17 protein-coding genes are annotated in these 16,768 nt (G+C 47.6%); 12 read left to right on the forward strand and 5 right to left on the reverse strand.

Annotated features, from left to right (window positions below; all coding sequences use genetic code 11):
- Positions 1–201 precede the first annotated feature (201 nt).
- Positions 202–948: a scaffolding protein MipA gene (gene mipA / locus AACS80_RS10155; RefSeq protein ID WP_130208388.1), complete on the forward strand. Its 747-nt coding sequence runs from the start codon at positions 202–204 to the stop codon at positions 946–948.
- A gap of 89 nt (positions 949–1,037) precedes the next feature.
- Positions 1,038–1,892 carry an aldo/keto reductase gene (locus tag AACS80_RS10160; RefSeq protein WP_135410032.1) on the forward strand — a complete coding sequence of 285 codons (855 nt, stop codon included), beginning with the start codon at positions 1,038–1,040 and terminating at the stop codon, positions 1,890–1,892.
- A 48-nt stretch (positions 1,893–1,940) separates the two neighbouring features.
- Here AACS80_RS10160 and AACS80_RS10165 read toward each other — a convergent pair whose 3' ends face one another.
- Both AACS80_RS10165 and gapA read right to left on the reverse strand, forming a co-directional pair.
- Positions 1,941–2,825, reverse strand: a complete 885-nt coding sequence (locus tag AACS80_RS10165; RefSeq protein WP_135410031.1) for a D-hexose-6-phosphate mutarotase — start codon at positions 2,823–2,825, stop codon at positions 1,941–1,943.
- Positions 2,826–2,908: 83 nt separating this feature from the next.
- Complete coding sequence (gapA, locus tag AACS80_RS10170) at positions 2,909–3,904, reverse strand: glyceraldehyde-3-phosphate dehydrogenase (RefSeq protein ID WP_000153502.1); 996 nt, start codon at positions 3,902–3,904, stop codon at positions 2,909–2,911.
- A 341-nt stretch (positions 3,905–4,245) separates the two neighbouring features.
- Here gapA and msrB point away from each other — a divergent pair, with 341 nt between their 5' ends.
- The 10 genes from msrB (at position 4,246) to AACS80_RS10220 (ending at position 14,049) form a co-directional block, all read left to right on the forward strand.
- Complete coding sequence (gene msrB, locus AACS80_RS10175; RefSeq protein WP_135410030.1) at positions 4,246–4,659, forward strand: peptide-methionine (R)-S-oxide reductase MsrB; 414 nt, start codon at positions 4,246–4,248, stop codon at positions 4,657–4,659.
- A 41-nt stretch (positions 4,660–4,700) separates the two neighbouring features.
- Positions 4,701–4,973, forward strand: coding sequence for a YeaC family protein (locus AACS80_RS10180; protein ID WP_130208380.1), 273 nt, complete (start codon positions 4,701–4,703; stop codon positions 4,971–4,973).
- Positions 4,974–5,334: 361 nt separating this feature from the next.
- The gene (locus AACS80_RS10185) at positions 5,335–6,411 is read left to right on the forward strand and encodes a zinc-binding dehydrogenase (RefSeq protein WP_130208378.1); all 1,077 of its coding nucleotides are present in this window, start codon (positions 5,335–5,337) and stop codon (positions 6,409–6,411) included.
- 26 nt (positions 6,412–6,437) lie between these two features.
- The gene (locus AACS80_RS10190; protein ID WP_135410029.1) at positions 6,438–7,817 is read left to right on the forward strand and encodes an MFS transporter; all 1,380 of its coding nucleotides are present in this window, start codon (positions 6,438–6,440) and stop codon (positions 7,815–7,817) included.
- Between the two features lie 16 nt (positions 7,818–7,833).
- On the forward strand, positions 7,834–8,877 hold the full coding sequence (locus AACS80_RS10195) for an NAD(P)-dependent alcohol dehydrogenase (protein WP_131161150.1): 1,044 nt from the start codon (positions 7,834–7,836) through the stop codon (positions 8,875–8,877).
- Positions 8,878–8,897: 20 nt separating this feature from the next.
- Positions 8,898–9,734, forward strand: coding sequence for a ketose-bisphosphate aldolase (locus tag AACS80_RS10200; protein ID WP_130223455.1), 837 nt, complete (start codon positions 8,898–8,900; stop codon positions 9,732–9,734).
- 4 nt (positions 9,735–9,738) lie between these two features.
- The gene (locus AACS80_RS10205; RefSeq protein ID WP_135559505.1) at positions 9,739–10,686 is read left to right on the forward strand and encodes a carbohydrate kinase family protein; all 948 of its coding nucleotides are present in this window, start codon (positions 9,739–9,741) and stop codon (positions 10,684–10,686) included.
- Between the two features lie 9 nt (positions 10,687–10,695).
- A complete protein-coding gene (gene ydjG, locus AACS80_RS10210; RefSeq protein ID WP_130259875.1) occupies positions 10,696–11,676 on the forward strand; it encodes an NADH-dependent methylglyoxal reductase in 981 nt (326 codons plus the stop codon).
- Between the two features lie 136 nt (positions 11,677–11,812).
- The gene (locus tag AACS80_RS10215) at positions 11,813–12,571 is read left to right on the forward strand and encodes a DeoR/GlpR family DNA-binding transcription regulator (protein ID WP_135491437.1); all 759 of its coding nucleotides are present in this window, start codon (positions 11,813–11,815) and stop codon (positions 12,569–12,571) included.
- A gap of 119 nt (positions 12,572–12,690) precedes the next feature.
- Positions 12,691–14,049, forward strand: coding sequence for an MFS transporter (locus AACS80_RS10220; protein WP_135410027.1), 1,359 nt, complete (start codon positions 12,691–12,693; stop codon positions 14,047–14,049).
- Between the two features lie 101 nt (positions 14,050–14,150).
- On the opposite strand, the gene pncA is transcribed toward AACS80_RS10220, so the two are convergent.
- The 3 genes from pncA to AACS80_RS10235 all read right to left on the reverse strand — a co-directional run bounded on the left by pncA (position 14,151) and on the right by AACS80_RS10235 (position 16,661).
- Positions 14,151–14,792, reverse strand: coding sequence for a bifunctional nicotinamidase/pyrazinamidase (gene pncA, locus AACS80_RS10225; protein ID WP_131161153.1), 642 nt, complete (start codon positions 14,790–14,792; stop codon positions 14,151–14,153).
- A 10-nt stretch (positions 14,793–14,802) separates the two neighbouring features.
- On the reverse strand, positions 14,803–15,819 hold the full coding sequence (ansA, locus tag AACS80_RS10230; protein ID WP_130208360.1) for an asparaginase: 1,017 nt from the start codon (positions 15,817–15,819) through the stop codon (positions 14,803–14,805).
- A gap of 131 nt (positions 15,820–15,950) precedes the next feature.
- Entirely contained in the window at positions 15,951–16,661 is a 711-nt protein-coding gene (locus AACS80_RS10235; protein ID WP_135410026.1) for an SIMPL domain-containing protein, read from the reverse strand.
- Positions 16,662–16,768 lie beyond the last annotated feature (107 nt).

Genomic DNA, 16,768 nt, shown 5'->3' on the forward strand with positions numbered 1-16,768 from the left:
CATCCATAAAAATTGCATAACTAATGTAAAGAATAATGCCGCCATTAACGCAAAATTCATTCAGCTGTAAGCGCCGCGTCATCAGCGTCAGGAAAATTAAACAGTTACCTTTTGAAATGAAAACGCAAAAAGTTTGGGTTTCGTTGTATTGACGGGTAAACTTTGTCGCCCGCTAAACATTTGTTTAAGGAATAATTAATTGTGACCAAACTCAAACTTCTGGCACTTGGAGTGCTTATCGCAACGTCTGCAGGCGTAGCACACGCTGAAGGTAATTTTTCCCTGGGCGCAGGCGTAGGTGTCGTTGAACACCCTTATAAAGATTACGATACCGATGTTTACCCAGTACCAGTAATCAACTACGAAGGCGATAACTTCTGGTTCCGTGGCTTAGGTGGTGGTTACTACCTGTGGAATGATGCAACGGATAAACTTTCGATTACCGCTTACTGGTCGCCGCTCTACTTCAAAGCCAAAGACAGTGGCGATCACCAAATGCGTCACCTGGATGACCGTAAGAGCACCATGATGGCAGGTCTGTCTTACGCTCACTTTACCCAGTATGGTTACCTGCGTACCACCCTGGCTGGCGATACCCTGGATAACAGCAACGGCATTGTCTGGGATACTGCCTGGTTATACCGTTACACCAATGGTGGTCTGACTCTGACCCCGGGTATCGGTGTTCAGTGGAACAGCGAAAACCATAACGAATACTATTATGGCGTATCGCGTAAAGAGTCCGCTCGCAGCGGCCTGCGTGGCTATAACCCGAATGACAGCTGGAGCCCGTATCTGGAGCTGAGCGCCAGCTACAACTTCCTCGGCGACTGGAACGTTTATGGCACCGCGCGCTATACCCGCCTGTCTGACGAAGTTACCGACAGCCCGATGGTGGATAAATCCTGGACTGGCCTGATTTCTACCGGGATCACCTACAAATTCTGATAATGCATCTTTCCAGGGCATTTTGTGCATAAAAACAGGGCGTAATGCCCTGTTTTGCATTACGGTGGTGCAAAAACTGGGAGGAAGCGATGCAACAGAAAACGATTCAATTTAGTGGCGATGTCTCACTGCCAGCCATAGGGCAGGGAACATGGTATATGGGCGAAGAGGTCAGTCAGCGTAAAACCGAAGTTGATGCACTGCGTGCGGGCATTGATCTTGGTTTAACTCTCATTGATACCGCTGAAATGTATGCCGAAGGCGGTGCCGAAAAGATGGTTGGTGAAGCATTATCCGGCCTGCGTGATAAGGTTTTCCTCGTCTCCAAAGTCTATCCGTGGAATGCCGGCGGGCAAAAAGCCATTAACGCTTGCGAAGCCAGTTTACGTCGTCTCAATACCGATTATCTCGATCTCTACTTATTGCACTGGTCTGGCAGTTTCGCTTTTGAAGAGACTGTTGCGGCAATGGAAAAACTGATCGCCCAGGGCAAAATTCGGCGCTGGGGCGTTTCTAATCTTGATTATGCCGACATGCAGGAACTCTGGCAGGTGCCAGGGGGAAATCAATGCGCTACCAATCAGGTGCTTTATCATCTCGGCTCGCGCGGTATTGAATATGATCTGCTACCCTGGTGTCAGCAACAACATATGCCAGTGATGGCATACAGTCCATTGGCGCAGGCCGGGCGCTTACGTAATGGCTTGCTAAAAAACGCAGTGGTCAACGAAATTGCTCATGCTCACAATGTCACTGCGGCGCAAGTTCTGCTGGCGTGGGTGATCAGCCATCAGGGCGTGATGGCGATTCCGAAAGCGGCAACTGTCGCACATGTCCAACAAAATGCGGCAGTGTTGGAATTGACGCTTTCAGGGGAAGAACTGGCGATGCTGGAAAAAGCGTACCCGGCACCAAAAGGAAAAACTGCGCTGGATATGGTGTGATTTGCTGCAAGGCCGGATGCATGCATCCGGCACAGTGACTAACGCAAATTAACGTTTGGCAACGCGAATGGATTGCGCCAGATGTGAAGGTTTCTCTTTGGTGACTTTTTGAGTTTCTGAAGCGTAAGCTGTTTCCACACAAACAAATGTTTTGTAGCCATCATCCGGCATATCGCCCATGCTGACAGAAAGCGCCGGTCCTGGGTTCCAGCCAACGACGTTCAGATGATGCTGGTGGCCTACGGCGATAATACGATTTAACGCCTCGTCATTAATCACACTGCAATCCTGGGCATCCAGATACACGCGGTCGGTACGATCCGGGAATGTCTGGACCCCGTCAGTTAGTGCACCTTCTTTTGCATCATTCACTTTATCAATGTAGCGATCGCCCAGACCACTGACGCTCACCCCGGCAATATCGCCAACATTAAAGTAGGTATGCAGGGCAGAGGTGGTTTCAAATTCGCCATGTGATTCAAGATCGATTTCACAGGTTTTACCCACGCGGAAATGCGCTAATAGCGTAAAGTCGTGTGGCCAGTATTTTTTCGTCTCTTCGCTTTGTGTCAATTCGAAAGTCAGCGCCACGCCATCGGCATCTTCACTATGTGATTTCAGCGTCCACGGCAGGTTACGGGCAAAACCGTGCGCAGGCAGACCTTGTTGTGCAGCCGGACCAAACCACGGCCAGCAAACCGGTACGCCGCCGCGAATGGCGACACCATTTTTAAACGGGGTATTGTTGCTCAACCACAGAACTTCTTCCTCAGCCGCAGGTTTCCACGAGAGAAGATGAGCGCCCTGTAATGCAAAAGAGGCTTTTACCTGGGGATGATCGACCACAATAAGGTCCAGTTCATCCAGTTTACGACGGGAGAGGACAGGGGTAATTTGTTCGATGACCGGAAGGGCAAAAATTTTCTTAATCATGACGCAGTCCTTTAACTTCATTTCATCAGGTAAAAAAAAGAGCGACCGAAGTCGCTCTTTATAGATCACAGTGTCATCTCAACTTATTTGGAGATGTGAGCGATCAGGTCCAGAACTTTGTTGGAGTAACCGGTTTCGTTGTCGTACCAGGATACCAGTTTCACGAAGTTGTCGTTCAGAGCGATACCTGCTTTAGCATCGAACACGGAAGTGCAAACTTCGCCGTTGAAATCGGTAGATACTACGTCATCTTCGGTGTAGCCCAGAACGCCTTTCATTTCGCCTTCAGCAGCAGCTTTAACGGCAGCTTTGATCTGCTCGTAAGTTGCAGCTTTTTCCAGACGAACGGTCAGGTCAACTACGGATACGTTCGGAGTCGGAACGCGGAACGCCATACCAGTCAGTTTGCCATTCAGTTCTGGCAGTACTTTACCTACAGCTTTAGCAGCACCGGTAGAGGACGGGATGATGTTCTGAGAAGCGCCACGGCCGCCGCGCCAGTCTTTGTGAGACGGGCCGTCAACGGTTTTCTGAGTAGCGGTGGTAGCGTGAACGGTGGTCATCAGACCTTCGATGATACCGAAGTTATCGTTGATAACTTTAGCCAGCGGAGCCAGGCAGTTGGTGGTGCAGGAAGCGTTGGAAACGATGTCCTGGCCAGCATATTTGTCGAAGTTAGCGCCTTTAACGAACATCGGAGTGTTGTCTTTAGACGGACCAGTCATAACCACTTTTTTCGCACCAGCGGTGATGTGTTTACGAGCAGTTTCGTCAGTCAGGAACAGACCAGTTGCTTCAGCGACAACGTCAACACCAACTTCGTCCCATTTCAGGTTAGCCGGATCACGTTCAGCGGTAACACGGATTTTTTTACCGTTAACGATCAGATGACCGTCTTTCACTTCAACGGTGCCGTCGAAACGACCGTGAGTGGAGTCATATTTCAGCATGTATGCCATGTAATCAGCGTCTAACAGGTCGTTGATTGCAACGATCTCGATGTCAGAACGTTTCTGAGCAGCACGGAAAACAATGCGACCGATACGGCCAAAACCGTTGATACCTACTTTGATAGTCATATATTCCACCAGCTATTTGTTAGTGAATAAAAGGTTGCCTGTAAAATTACAAAAACCTTACGCAGCGTCAAGCGGAATCGTGTCAATCATTGCGACAAATCAATCCTCTGCCTAAGCATTACGCGACTGACTTGCCTCACTCTTCCTTTGTGCCTGAAACCACATGAGGGCGGCGCCGAGAATTTTAAAGGGCAATTATGATAAAAATGTGATTTTCATCACGATTTAGGCGCTGCCATTTCGCTGAGATCAAGTTTAGGACAAATTTTTGTCAGTTGGTGTTAATGTTTTGTTAGAATTGGTCGCGTAATGTGAGCGTGATTAAAGTGAGATGTGAGCAAATGGCTAACAAACCTTCGGCAGACGAACTGAAAAACAAATTGTCCGAGATGCAGTTTTACGTGACACAGAATCACGGGACCGAGCCGCCATTTACTGGCCGTTTACTGCACAATAAGCGTGACGGCCTTTACCACTGTTTGATCTGCGATGCCCCTCTGTTTCACTCCCAGTCTAAATATGATTCAGGTTGTGGCTGGCCGAGCTTTTACGAACCGGTGAGTGAAGATTCAATTCGTTATATCAAAGACTTGTCACATGGAATGCAGCGCATCGAGATTCGTTGCGGTAACTGTGATGCCCATCTTGGACATGTCTTTCCTGATGGGCCGCAGCCCACAGGCGAACGTTATTGTATTAACTCAGCCTCTTTACGTTTCACTGATGGTGAAAATGGCGAAGAAGTCAACGGTTGAAAAAACGATTCAGCAACTTATTCCACAGGAGCGGAAAAATCATGAATCTTGATGAAATGATCAACAGCATGACGCCTGAGGTTTATCAGCGTTTATCGACCGCTGTTGAACTGGGAAAATGGCCAGATGGCGTTGCGCTGACCGAACAACAAAAAGAGAACTGCCTGCAACTGGTCATGCTTTGGCAAGCTCGAAACAATACCGACGCGCAGCATATGACCATCGACACCAACGGTCAGATGGTGATGAAGAGCAAGCAGCAACTGAAAGAAGATTTTGGTATTACGGCGAAGCCGATTGCTATGTTTAAGTGATGGAGTTATCCCCTTTACAGGTAATTAATAAAGGGGATTGCCTGAAATTAATTGTCCAATCCCTCGTCGATTTCGTTTGTAGCTTTAAACCTTTCCGGAGCTTCACGTCTGTATTAACCCCCCTGAATTTTTCATCCCTGCATCCTTTCTTTCGTTAAGTAGGGATCACTGCTGAATTTCCCTCTTTTGCGTACCGCCTTCCATCAATCTGTAACCCATTCTCAGGTTTTCTGCGTATTTGTGATCTAAGTTGTAAATCGCAGATCAATATCTGTGTTTTAAAGATTTAATGTTGACCTCAAAAATTATGTGGGTAAGTATGATGGTCATCTAAGCAAAACAAAACACAAAGGATGACGCAATGAAAGCACTGGCTCGGTTTGGCAAGGCCTTTGGCGGCTACAAGATGATTGATGTCCCACGGCCCGTTTGTGGCCCGGAAGATGTGGTGATTGAAATTAAAGCCGCAGCTATCTGTGGCGCAGACATGAAACACTACAACGTTGATAGCGGTTCTGATGAGTTTAACTCTATCCGCGGCCATGAGTTTGCAGGTTGTATTGCGCAGGTTGGTGAAAAAGTCAAAGACTGGAAAGTGGGGCAACGCGTCGTGTCGGATAACAGCGGTCACGTTTGCGGCGTTTGTCCGGCCTGTGAACAAGGTGATTTTCTGTGTTGTACAGAAAAAGTAAACCTTGGTCTGGATAACAATACCTGGGGCGGTGGTTTTTCCAAATATTGTCTGGTTCCTGGTGAAATTCTCAAAATTCATCGTCATGCGTTGTGGGAAATCCCTGATGGTGTTGATTATGAGGACGCAGCTGTACTTGACCCTATCTGTAATGCCTACAAATCCATCGCGCAGCAATCGAAATTCCTTCCTGGTCAGGATGTGGTCGTCATCGGCACTGGCCCACTCGGGCTGTTCTCCGTACAAATGGCGCGGATTATGGGGGCGGTAAATATCGTCGTCGTTGGTCTGCAAGAAGATGTGGCGGTCCGCTTCCCGGTTGCAAAAGAACTGGGGGCAACGGCAGTAGTAAATGGTTCTACCGAAGATGTGGTGGCGCGCTGCCAGCAAATTTGTGGCAAAGACAATTTGGGACTGGTGATTGAATGCTCCGGTGCCAATATCGCATTGAAACAAGCCATCGAAATGCTCCGCCCGAATGGGGAAGTGGTACGCGTTGGAATGGGCTTCAAACCTCTTGATTTCTCGATTAATGACATTACCGCCTGGAACAAAAGCATCATTGGACATATGGCTTATGACTCCACCTCCTGGCGTAACGCTATCCGGCTATTAGCCAGCGGTGCTATCAACGTCAAACCGATGATCACGCATCGTATTGGCCTTTCGCAATGGTGCGAAGGGTTTGATGCGATGGTCGATAAAACCGCAATCAAAGTGATCATGACTTACGACTTTGATGAATAACTACTCTCCTGAAGGAACGTTATCGCATGGAACAGATAACAAAACCGCATTGTGGTGCACGGCTGGATCGCTTACCGGATTGCCGCTGGCATTCGTCAATGTTTGCCATCGTCGCATTTGGCTTGCTTGTCTGCTGGAGTAATGCCGTTGGTGGCTTGATCCTCGCGCAGCTGAAAGAGTTGGGCTGGACAGATAATTCCACCACCGCCACATTCTCGGCAATCACGACCGCCGGAATGTTTCTCGGTGCGCTGGTGGGCGGCATCATCGGTGACAAAACCGGTCGCAGAAACGCGTTCATCCTCTATGAGGCCATTCATATTGCCTCGATGGTTGTCGGTGCTTTCTCACCGAATATGGATTTCCTTATTGCCTGCCGTTTTGTGATGGGCGTTGGGTTGGGAGCTTTATTGGTTACACTGTTTGCTGGTTTCACCGAATATATGCCCGGTAGAAATCGTGGAACGTGGTCCAGTCGGGTTTCCTTTATTGGCAACTGGTCATATCCGCTCTGTTCATTGATAGCGATGGGACTCACGCCGTTGATTAGCGCAGAGTGGAACTGGCGGGTACAACTGCTTATTCCTGCAATATTGTCGCTTATCGCTACGGCGCTGGCCTGGCGCTACTTTCCTGAATCCCCGCGCTGGCTGGAATCGCGCGGACGGTATCAGGAAGCCGAGAAAGTCATGCGGAGTATAGAAGAAGGCGTCATACGCCAGACGGGTAAACCCTTACCGCCAGTGGTTATTACTGATGACGGTAAAGCGCCACAAGCGGTGCCGTATTCTGCCTTACTGACGGGAGTATTACTAAGACGCGTTATTTTAGGTTCTTGTGTACTTATTGCCATGAACGTTGTGCAGTACACGTTAATTAACTGGTTGCCAACGATATTCATGACCCAGGGAATTAATTTAAAAGACTCCATTGTCTTAAATACTATGAGTATGTTTGGCGCGCCGTTTGGCATTTTTATTGCTATGTTGGTGATGGATAAAATTCCGCGCAAAACAATGGGTGTTGGGCTATTAATTCTGATTGCGGTGCTCGGGTATATCTATTCACTGCAAACCAGTATGTTGCTCATAACGTTGATTGGTTTCTTCCTGATTACTTTCGTCTATATGTACGTTTGCTATGCCTCAGCAGTGTATGTCCCTGAGATCTGGCCGACAGAGGCCAAACTCCGTGGCTCCGGTCTGGCGAATGCGGTAGGGCGAATCAGTGGTATTGCCGCACCTTATGCCGTTGCAGTGCTGCTCAGTAGTTATGGCGTAACGGGTGTCTTTATTCTTCTGGGGGCGGTTTCAATTATTGTCGCAATTGCTATCGCCACCATTGGAATTGAAACCAAAGGTGTCTCCGTTGAAAGTTTAAGTATTGATGCAGTAGCCAATAAATAATACTGGTGGATTCAAAATGAAAAATTCAAAAGCAATATTGCAGGTACCGGGCACAATGAAAATTATTTCAGCGGAAATACCTGTGCCTAAAGAAGATGAAGTTTTGATTAAAGTAGAATATGTCGGTATTTGTGGTTCAGATGTACATGGTTTTGAATCAGGCCCGTTTATTCCGCCTAAAGACCCAAATCAAGAAATTGGCCTTGGTCATGAATGCGCCGGGACGGTTGTGGCTGTGGGAAGCCGCGTGCGCAAATTTAAACCGGGGGATCGGGTAAATATCGAACCTGGCGTTCCTTGCGGTCACTGTCGTTACTGTCTGGAAGGCAAATATAACATCTGTCCGGACGTTGATTTTATGGCGACACAACCGAACTACCGCGGCGCATTAACGCACTATCTGTGTCATCCGGAGAGCTTTACTTACAAACTGCCCGACAATATGGACACGATGGAAGGGGCGCTGGTGGAGCCTGCGGCGGTCGGGATGCACGCCGCCATGCTGGCAGATGTTAAACCGGGTAAGAAGATAATTATTCTGGGAGCTGGTTGTATTGGTTTGATGACGTTGCAAGCGTGCAAATGCCTGGGAGCAACAGAAATTGCCGTCGTTGATGTGCTGGAAAAACGTCTGGCAATGGCGGAACAGCTTGGCGCGGCAATGGTCATCAATGGCGCTAAACAAGACACTATTGCGTGCTGTCAGCAATTTACCGAAGACATGGGCGCAGATATTGTTTTTGAAACTGCGGGTTCTGCGGTAACGGTAAAACAAGCTCCCTATCTGGTGATGCGCGGTGGAAAAATTATGATTGTCGGCACAGTACCCGGCGATTCGGCCATCAATTTTCTCAAAATCAATCGGGAAGTCACCATCCAGACGGTTTTCCGCTATGCCAACCGTTATCCGGTCACGATTGAAGCTATTTCATCAGGGCGATTCGATGTGAAATCGATGGTAACGCATATTTACGATTACCAGGATGTACAACAGGCATTTGAAGAGTCGGTTAACAACAAATGCGACATTATTAAAGGCGTTATTAAACTTAGCGATTAATTACTACGGGAGAACGGAATATGCTAGCAGATATCAGATTTTGGGAAAATGATGCTACCAATAAACATTATGCTATTGCCCATTTTAATGTATGGAATGCTGAAATGTTAATGGGGGTTATCGACGCAGCAGAAGAAGCAAAATCACCGGTTATTATTTCTTTTGGTACGGGATTTGTCGGAAATACCTCATTCGAAGATTTCTCGCATATGATGGTATCAATGGCACAAAAAGCAACGGTACCGGTAATTACCCACTGGGATCATGGCCGGAGTATGGAAATTATCCATAACGCCTGGACTCATGGAATGAACTCCTTAATGCGCGATGCATCCGCGTTTGATTTCGAAGAAAATATTCGTTTAACCAAAGAGGCTGTTGATTTCTTCCATCCGCTGGGTATTCCGGTAGAGGCGGAATTAGGACATGTCGGTAATGAAACCGTTTATGAGGAAGCGCTGGCGGGCTATCACTATACCGATCCTGACCAGGCCGCAGAATTTGTTGAACGCACGGGCTGTGACTCATTGGCTGTCGCCATTGGCAACCAGCATGGGGTTTATACGTCAGAGCCACAATTGAACTTTGAGGTCGTCAAACGCGTGCGCGATGCCGTTTCTGTTCCGCTGGTTTTACATGGCGCATCGGGGATCAGTGATGCTGATATTAAAACCGCGATTTCATTGGGTATAGCGAAAATCAATATTCATACTGAACTGTGCCAGGCCGCAATGGTGGCAGTGAAAGAAAATCAGGATCAGCCTTTCTTGCACCTGGAGCGAGAAGTCCGTAAAGCAGTTAAAGAAAGGGCATTAGAAAAAATCAAATTATTTGGTTCAGACGGCAAGGCGGAATAATGTAATGGACAATCTTGAAGTTATATGTATAGGTGGCGCTATCGTTGATATTCCATTACAGCCGGTCAGTAAAAAAATTTTTGACGTAGATTCTTATCCGCTTGAAAGAATAGCAATGACCACGGGAGGCGACGCAATCAATGAAGCAACGATTATTTCTCGCCTGGGGCATCGCACGGCATTAATGAGCCGCATTGGTAAAGATGCCGCAGGACAATTTATTCTCGACCATTGTTGCAAAGAGAATATTGATATTCAAAGCCTGAAACAGGACGTCAGCGTAGATACCTCTATTAACGTTGGACTTGTAACGGAGGATGGCGAGCGGACATTTGTCACTAATCGCAACGGCAGTTTGTGGAAATTGAATATTAATGATGTCGACTTTGTACGGTTTTCTCAGGCAAAGTTATTATCGCTAGCAAGTATATTCAACAGTCCACTATTGGATGGTAAAGCGCTAACTGAAATTTTTACGCAAGCGAAAGCCCGGCAGATGATCATTTGTGCCGATATGATCAAGCCTCGTCTGAATGAAACACTGGATGATATTCGCGAAGCATTGCGTTATGTCGATTATCTGTTTCCAAATTTTGCCGAGGCAAAATTACTCACCGGAAAAGAGACGTTGGATGAAATTGCTGACTGCTTTCTTGAGTGCGGTGTAAAAACGGTAGTAATTAAGACGGGTAAAAACGGCTGCTTTATCAAGCGTGGTGAAATGACGATGACGGTACCAGCAGTAGCGGGAATTACGGCCATCGACACCATTGGCGCGGGCGATAACTTTGCTTCTGGTTTTATTGCGGCACTGCTGGAAGGTAAAGAGCTGCGTGAATGCGCGCGCTTTGCCAATGCAACGGCAGCTATATCGGTACTGAGTGTTGGTGCCACCACCGGTGTGAAAAACAGAAAGCTGGTCGAACAATTGCTGGAAGAATATGAAGGGTAATGAAGGCAAATGAAAATGATACCTTTAGGCACAACGGATATAACGCTTTCACGGATGGGGTTGGGGACATGGGCCATTGGCGGTGGTCCTGCATGGAATGGCGATCTCGATCGGCAAATTTGTATTGATACGATTATTGAAGCTCATCGTTGCGGTATTAACCTGATTGATACTGCGCCAGGATATAACTTTGGCAATAGTGAAGTTATTGTCGGCCAGGCGTTAAAACAATTGCCACGCGAACAAATTGTCGTCGAAACGAAATGCGGTATTGTCTGGGAACGAGAAGGCAGTTTATTCAACAAAGTCGGCGATCGTCAGTTGTACAAAAACCTCTCTCCTGAATCTATCCGCGAAGAAGTCGATGCCAGCTTGCAACGTCTCGGCATTGACTACATCGATATTTACATGACGCACTGGCAGTCGGTGCCGCCTTGTTTTACGCCGATTGCAGAAACCGTAGCTGTACTTAATGAGCTGAAGGCTGAGGGGAAGATTCGTTCGATAGGCGCTGCTAATGTCGAAGCTGATCATATACGCGAATATCTGCGATATGGTGAGCTGGATATTATTCAGGCGAAATATAGCATCCTCGATCGGGCAATGGAAAACGAATTGCTGCCGCTATGTCGGGATAACGGCATTGTGGTTCAGGTCTATTCACCGTTAGAGCAGGGGCTGCTGACAGGTACCATCACTCGCGATTATATTCCAGGCGGCGCACGGGCAAATAAAGTTTGGTTCCAGCGTGAAAACATGCTCAAAGTGATTGATATGCTTGAACAGTGGCGGCCACTTTGTGCGCGTTATCAGTGCACAATTCCTACTCTGGCGCTGGCGTGGATATTAAAACAGAGCGATTTAATCTCCATTCTTAGCGGAGCAACTGCGCCTGAACAGGTACGTGAAAATGTGGCGGCGCTGAATATCAACTTATCGGATGCAGACGCAACATTGATGAGGGAAATGGCAGAGGCCCTGGAGCGTTAACTACCCCACACGATCCACCTCTGTTTCTGTGAAAACTGTGATGAAAATCTGTGATTCAAACAGGTTATTTTGAAAGTAAACATCGCTTATGCGATAATCGCGCTAATGTGATGTAAAAAGAGACAGGGGTGTAATCGTGGCGGCAAAAGACAGGATTCAGGCAATTAAACAGATGGTTGCCAACGATAAAAAAGTAACGGTTTCGAATTTGAGCTCGATTTTTCAGGTAACCGAAGAAACTATTCGCCGCGATCTTGAGAAGCTGGAAGATGAAGGCTTTTTGACCAGAACTTATGGTGGCGCTGTTTTAAATACAGCGATGCTGACGGAAAATATCCATTTCTATAAGCGAGCTTCGTCGTTTTATGAAGAGAAGCAGCTTATTGCTCGCAAGGCGCTGCCGTTTATCGACAATAAAACGACGATGGCAGCCGATTCCAGTAGTACCGTTATGGAATTGCTCAAACTGTTGCAAGACCGTAGTGAGCTGACGTTGCTAACCAACTCGGCAGAAGCTATTCATGTTCTGGCTCAGTCAGAAATTAAAGTTGTTTCAACCGGTGGGGAACTGAACAAAAACACGCTTTCTCTGCAAGGACGAATTACTAAAGAGATCATCAGTCGTTATCACGTCGATATTATGGTAATGAGTTGTAAAGGTCTTGATATTAACAGCGGCGCACTGGACTCGAACGAAGCGGAAGCTGAAATCAAAAAGACAATGATCCGCCAGGCGACAGAAGTTGCGTTATTAGTCGATCACTCGAAGTTTGATCGCAAAGCTTTTGTTCAGTTAGCTGACTTTAGTCATATTAATTACATAATAACTGATAAATCACCGGGTGCAGAATGGGAAGAGTTTTGCAAAGACAATAATATCCAGCTTGTGTGGTAGCTTAAACACACGTTGTCAATGTTATTTGTTCCAGCGCCCGTGAAATAAAATGATGATAAAAATGCGGCAAGTGAGTTTGCCGCAATTGCTACCTTTTTTAGCAAAATTCGAGGCACCAAATGGAACAATATGATCAAATTGGCGCAAGACTGGACCGCTTGCCTTTGGCCCGGTTTCATTATCGTATATTTGGCATAATCAGCTTTAGTCTGTTATTAACGGGGTTTTTAAGTTATTCAGGCAATGTTGTTTTAGCAAAGCTGGTAAGCAATGGATGGTCAAATAATTTCCTCAATGCTGCTTTTACGTCGGCATTGATGTTTGGTTATTTCATCGGTTCGCTTGCTGGTGGATTCATTGGTGATTACTGTGGACGGCGCCGGGCATTCCGCATGAACCTTCTGATTGTCGGTATTGCGGCGACAGGCGCTGCTTTCGTCCCTGATATGTACTGGCTCATCTTCTTTCGCTTCCTGATGGGGACAGGAATGGGGGCGCTGATTATGGTTGGCTATGCTTCATTTACTGAGTTTATTCCCGCTCTGGTTCGTGGAAAATGGTCCGCGCGACTCTCATTTGTCGGCAACTGGTCGCCCATGTTGTCAGCGGCGATTGGCGTTGTCGTTATCGCTTTCTTCAGTTGGCGCATAATGTTTCTGCTGGGCGGTATTGGGATAATATTAGCATGGTTACTCTCTGGTAAATATTTTATTGAGTCGCCTCGTTGGTTGGCGGGTATTGGACAATTACCGGGAGCAGAAAGGCAACTTCGTGAAGTAGAGCAGCAAATCGAAAAAGAGAAGGGTATTCATCTACCACCACTTGCTTTGAGGCAAAGCGAAAGTCGGAGTCATGAAATCAGTGGTACTTTTTGGTTGCTATTTAAAGGCGAGATGTTGCGGCGCACGTTAGTCGCGATTACGGTTTTAATTGCAATGAATATTTCGCTTTATACTATTACCGTATGGATACCGACCATATTTGTTAACTCTGGTATTGATGTTGATAAATCGATATTAATGACCGCTGTTATTATGATTGGTGCTCCGGTTGGAATATTTATAGCTGCGTTAGTTATTGATCACTTTCCTCGCCGATTATTTGGCTCGTCTTTGCTTATAATTATTGCTGTGTTGGGATATATATATTCGATACAAACTACAGAATGGGCTATTTTAGGCTATGGCCTGGTGATGATCTTCTTTCTTTATATGTATGTTTGTTTCGCGTCTGCGGTGTATATCCCGGAACTTTGGCCAACCCATTTACGCCTGCGCGGCTCGGGATTTGTTAATGCAGTAGGACGAATCGTCGCGGTCTTCACTCCGTATGGCGTCGCGGCGTTATTAACGCATTATGGTTCGATAACGGTCTTTATGGTGCTTGGTGTCATGTTGGTGTTATGTGCGCTGGTCCTCTCCATTTTTGGCATCGAAACGCGGAAGGTGTCGCTGGAACGAATTTCTGGTGTGAATTGAATTTTCGCTGATTGTGTCAATTGTCAGATGCAATGCTGGCGTGTTTATCTGGCCTACGATGTAATTAAGGAATTGTAGGCCAGAGATGGATCTGACTAATTTTATCCCTGCGTCTCTTCCCAGTCTGCCAGCGTGTACAATGTTGCCCCAGCGGCTGACATCTCCATAAACGCGTGCGCACTGTCCTGTGGCTGGATATTCACACCGCGACAGCCATCGGTAATCACGTTCACCTTATAACCTAACTGTAACGCGTCCAGGACGGTAAACTTCACGCAATAGTCCGTAGCCAGCCCCATAATGATCAGTTCATTGATTTCATGGTCGCGCAACCAGCCATCGAGCTCGGTTTTCTGCCGCCGCCCGTTATCAAAAAAGGCACTGTAACTGTCGACTAAAGGATTTTCGCCTTTGTGAAACACGGCATCAATCGACTTTTGCGCCAGCAGAGGGTGCAACGCTGCACCTTCGCTGTGTTGCACACAGTGATCGGGCCAGAAGGTTTGCGGTAGGCCATCAAGCTGACCCTGTGTATAAGGCTCTACACCTTGCTGGCTGGCGAAGCTGCCGTGATTGGCCGGATGCCAGTCCTGACTGGCGACGACCGCTTCACCGCGTGCTTTGCACCAACTTATCAGGGCATTAGCAACATCAACCGTGCTATCGCCTTCGGCAACAGCCAGCGCACCGCCAGCGCAGAAATCATTTTGTAAATCGACCAGTAACAGAGCTCGTTGGGGCATTACAGTCTCCTTAATCATCCGGCGTCAGTTCGCCGCGCAGGTTTTGGCTCATGGCCTTGCGAATGGTTTCGGTATCCAGTCCCTGGCTGAGCAGGTAGTGCAGTTTGGTTAGCGTGGCTTCTACGGTCATATCCGCACCGCCAATAACACCGGCATGAGCGAGGGCGTTACCGGTGGCATAACCGCCCATATTCACTTTACCGGACATGCATTGTGTCAGGTTAACCACCACAATTCCGCGATCGCTGGCTTCTTGTAATTCTTGCAGGAATGCTTTGTTTTGCGGCGCATTACCCACGCCATAAGAGCGCAGAATCAACGCTTTAACCGGTTGACGCAGGAAGTTACGTACGACGTCGGCAGAAATCCCCGGATAAATCGTCACTACGCCGATCGGCTGTGGTGTAATCGGATGAACGATCAGCTCACCAGTGCCGTGTGGGGCGGGCGGTGTATTTAAACGGCGAATATGAATACCCGCTTCCAGTAACGGTGGAAGGTTTGGTGACGCGAAGGCATCAAAACCATCGGCATGGGCTTTGGTGGTGCGGTTGCCGCGATACAGGCGATTATTAAAAAAGAGTGTGACTTCGTTGATGGGATAGTTCGCCGCAACGTACAACGCATTCAGCAAATTGATTTGTCCGTCAGAGCGTAACTCGGCTAATGGGATTTGTGACCCTGTCACAATAACCGGTTTTCCGAGGTTCTCCAGCATGAACGACAGCGCAGAGGCGGTATACGCCATCGTGTCGGTGCCGTGCAGAATGACAAAACCATCGTACTCGTCATAGTGCGCTTTAATATCTTCAGCAATATGCTGCCAGTCCTCTGGCGTCATATCAGAAGAATCCATCAGCGGCGTGTATTCATGAATGGTGAAATCCGGCATCTCCGGGCGATGGAACTCTGGCATCAGCGCCAGCTGGCGTTGTAGATGGCCCGACACCGGAATATATCCCTGCTCGGAACGCTGCATCCCGATGGTCCCGCCCGTGTAGGCAACGTAAATTGATTTCTTTTGCATGATATTGATATGAATGATACCGAAAGAGCAAAAGTATATACGTGAGGGGCAGCAAGCGCACCTGGATACTCTGTGGATATGAGAAAAGCCCGGCGGAACAGAGGGATTAGCGTTCCGCCGGAGAAAAATGGTTAATCCTGCAACGCATAGGTTACGGTCGTGACTACACGCACCGTTTTGTTAATCGCCGAGGGATCATCTTCGTCACTGCCACTGGCGAAAATCTGGAACACGCCTTGTGACGCATCGCTAATGGACCCCACCTGACTACCTGAATCCGTCGCAAACTGTAATGCTGCGTTACGTGCGTCTTTCGTTGCGGCAGCAATCATCTCCGCGCGAACTGCGCCAATACCATTAAAGCGGTAGGCGATTTTGCTATCAGCGATCGCGCCATCTGTGGCGATTTGCAGGTCGTTTAATTTAGCGACGATTTTTTCGACGGCAGCAACGTTATGCGTTTTTATCGTAACAGACCCGTCAGCGTTATAGCGTGGCATCGTCGGATCATCTTTGAGGTAAAAGGCATCCGTTCGCTTACTTGTCCATTGACCCACGTTGATCTCTTTGTCGTTAATCCCCTGAGCGTGGAATTCGGCAACAATCTTTTTCTGCGCATCTTCAAGTATCGGGAACAGTTCGCCAGGAACATTACCCTTAAAGTTGATAGCAATTGTTAATTCAGCCGTATCTGCGCGAACTTCTTTTTCTGAAAGCCCCCGCACGTTTACATAACGGTTGTTGGTTTTTAGATGTTTAACACCATCGCCAACAAAATAACCACAGGCGCTGATCCCCAGTCCGAGGACAATAGCGGCAATTAAAGAGGGTGCCTTATTCACTGATGACTCCATATCAGATGCTAAATGAGCAAGGGAATGTAGTGGAGAGAGGGAGTGAAAGACAGTCCGGTTCAGGAGTGTGGCCGACAGCATATCGGCCACATATT

The sequence above is a fragment of the Escherichia sp. E4385 genome, from assembly GCF_963883145.1.
GTDB lineage: Bacteria > Pseudomonadota > Gammaproteobacteria > Enterobacterales > Enterobacteriaceae > Escherichia.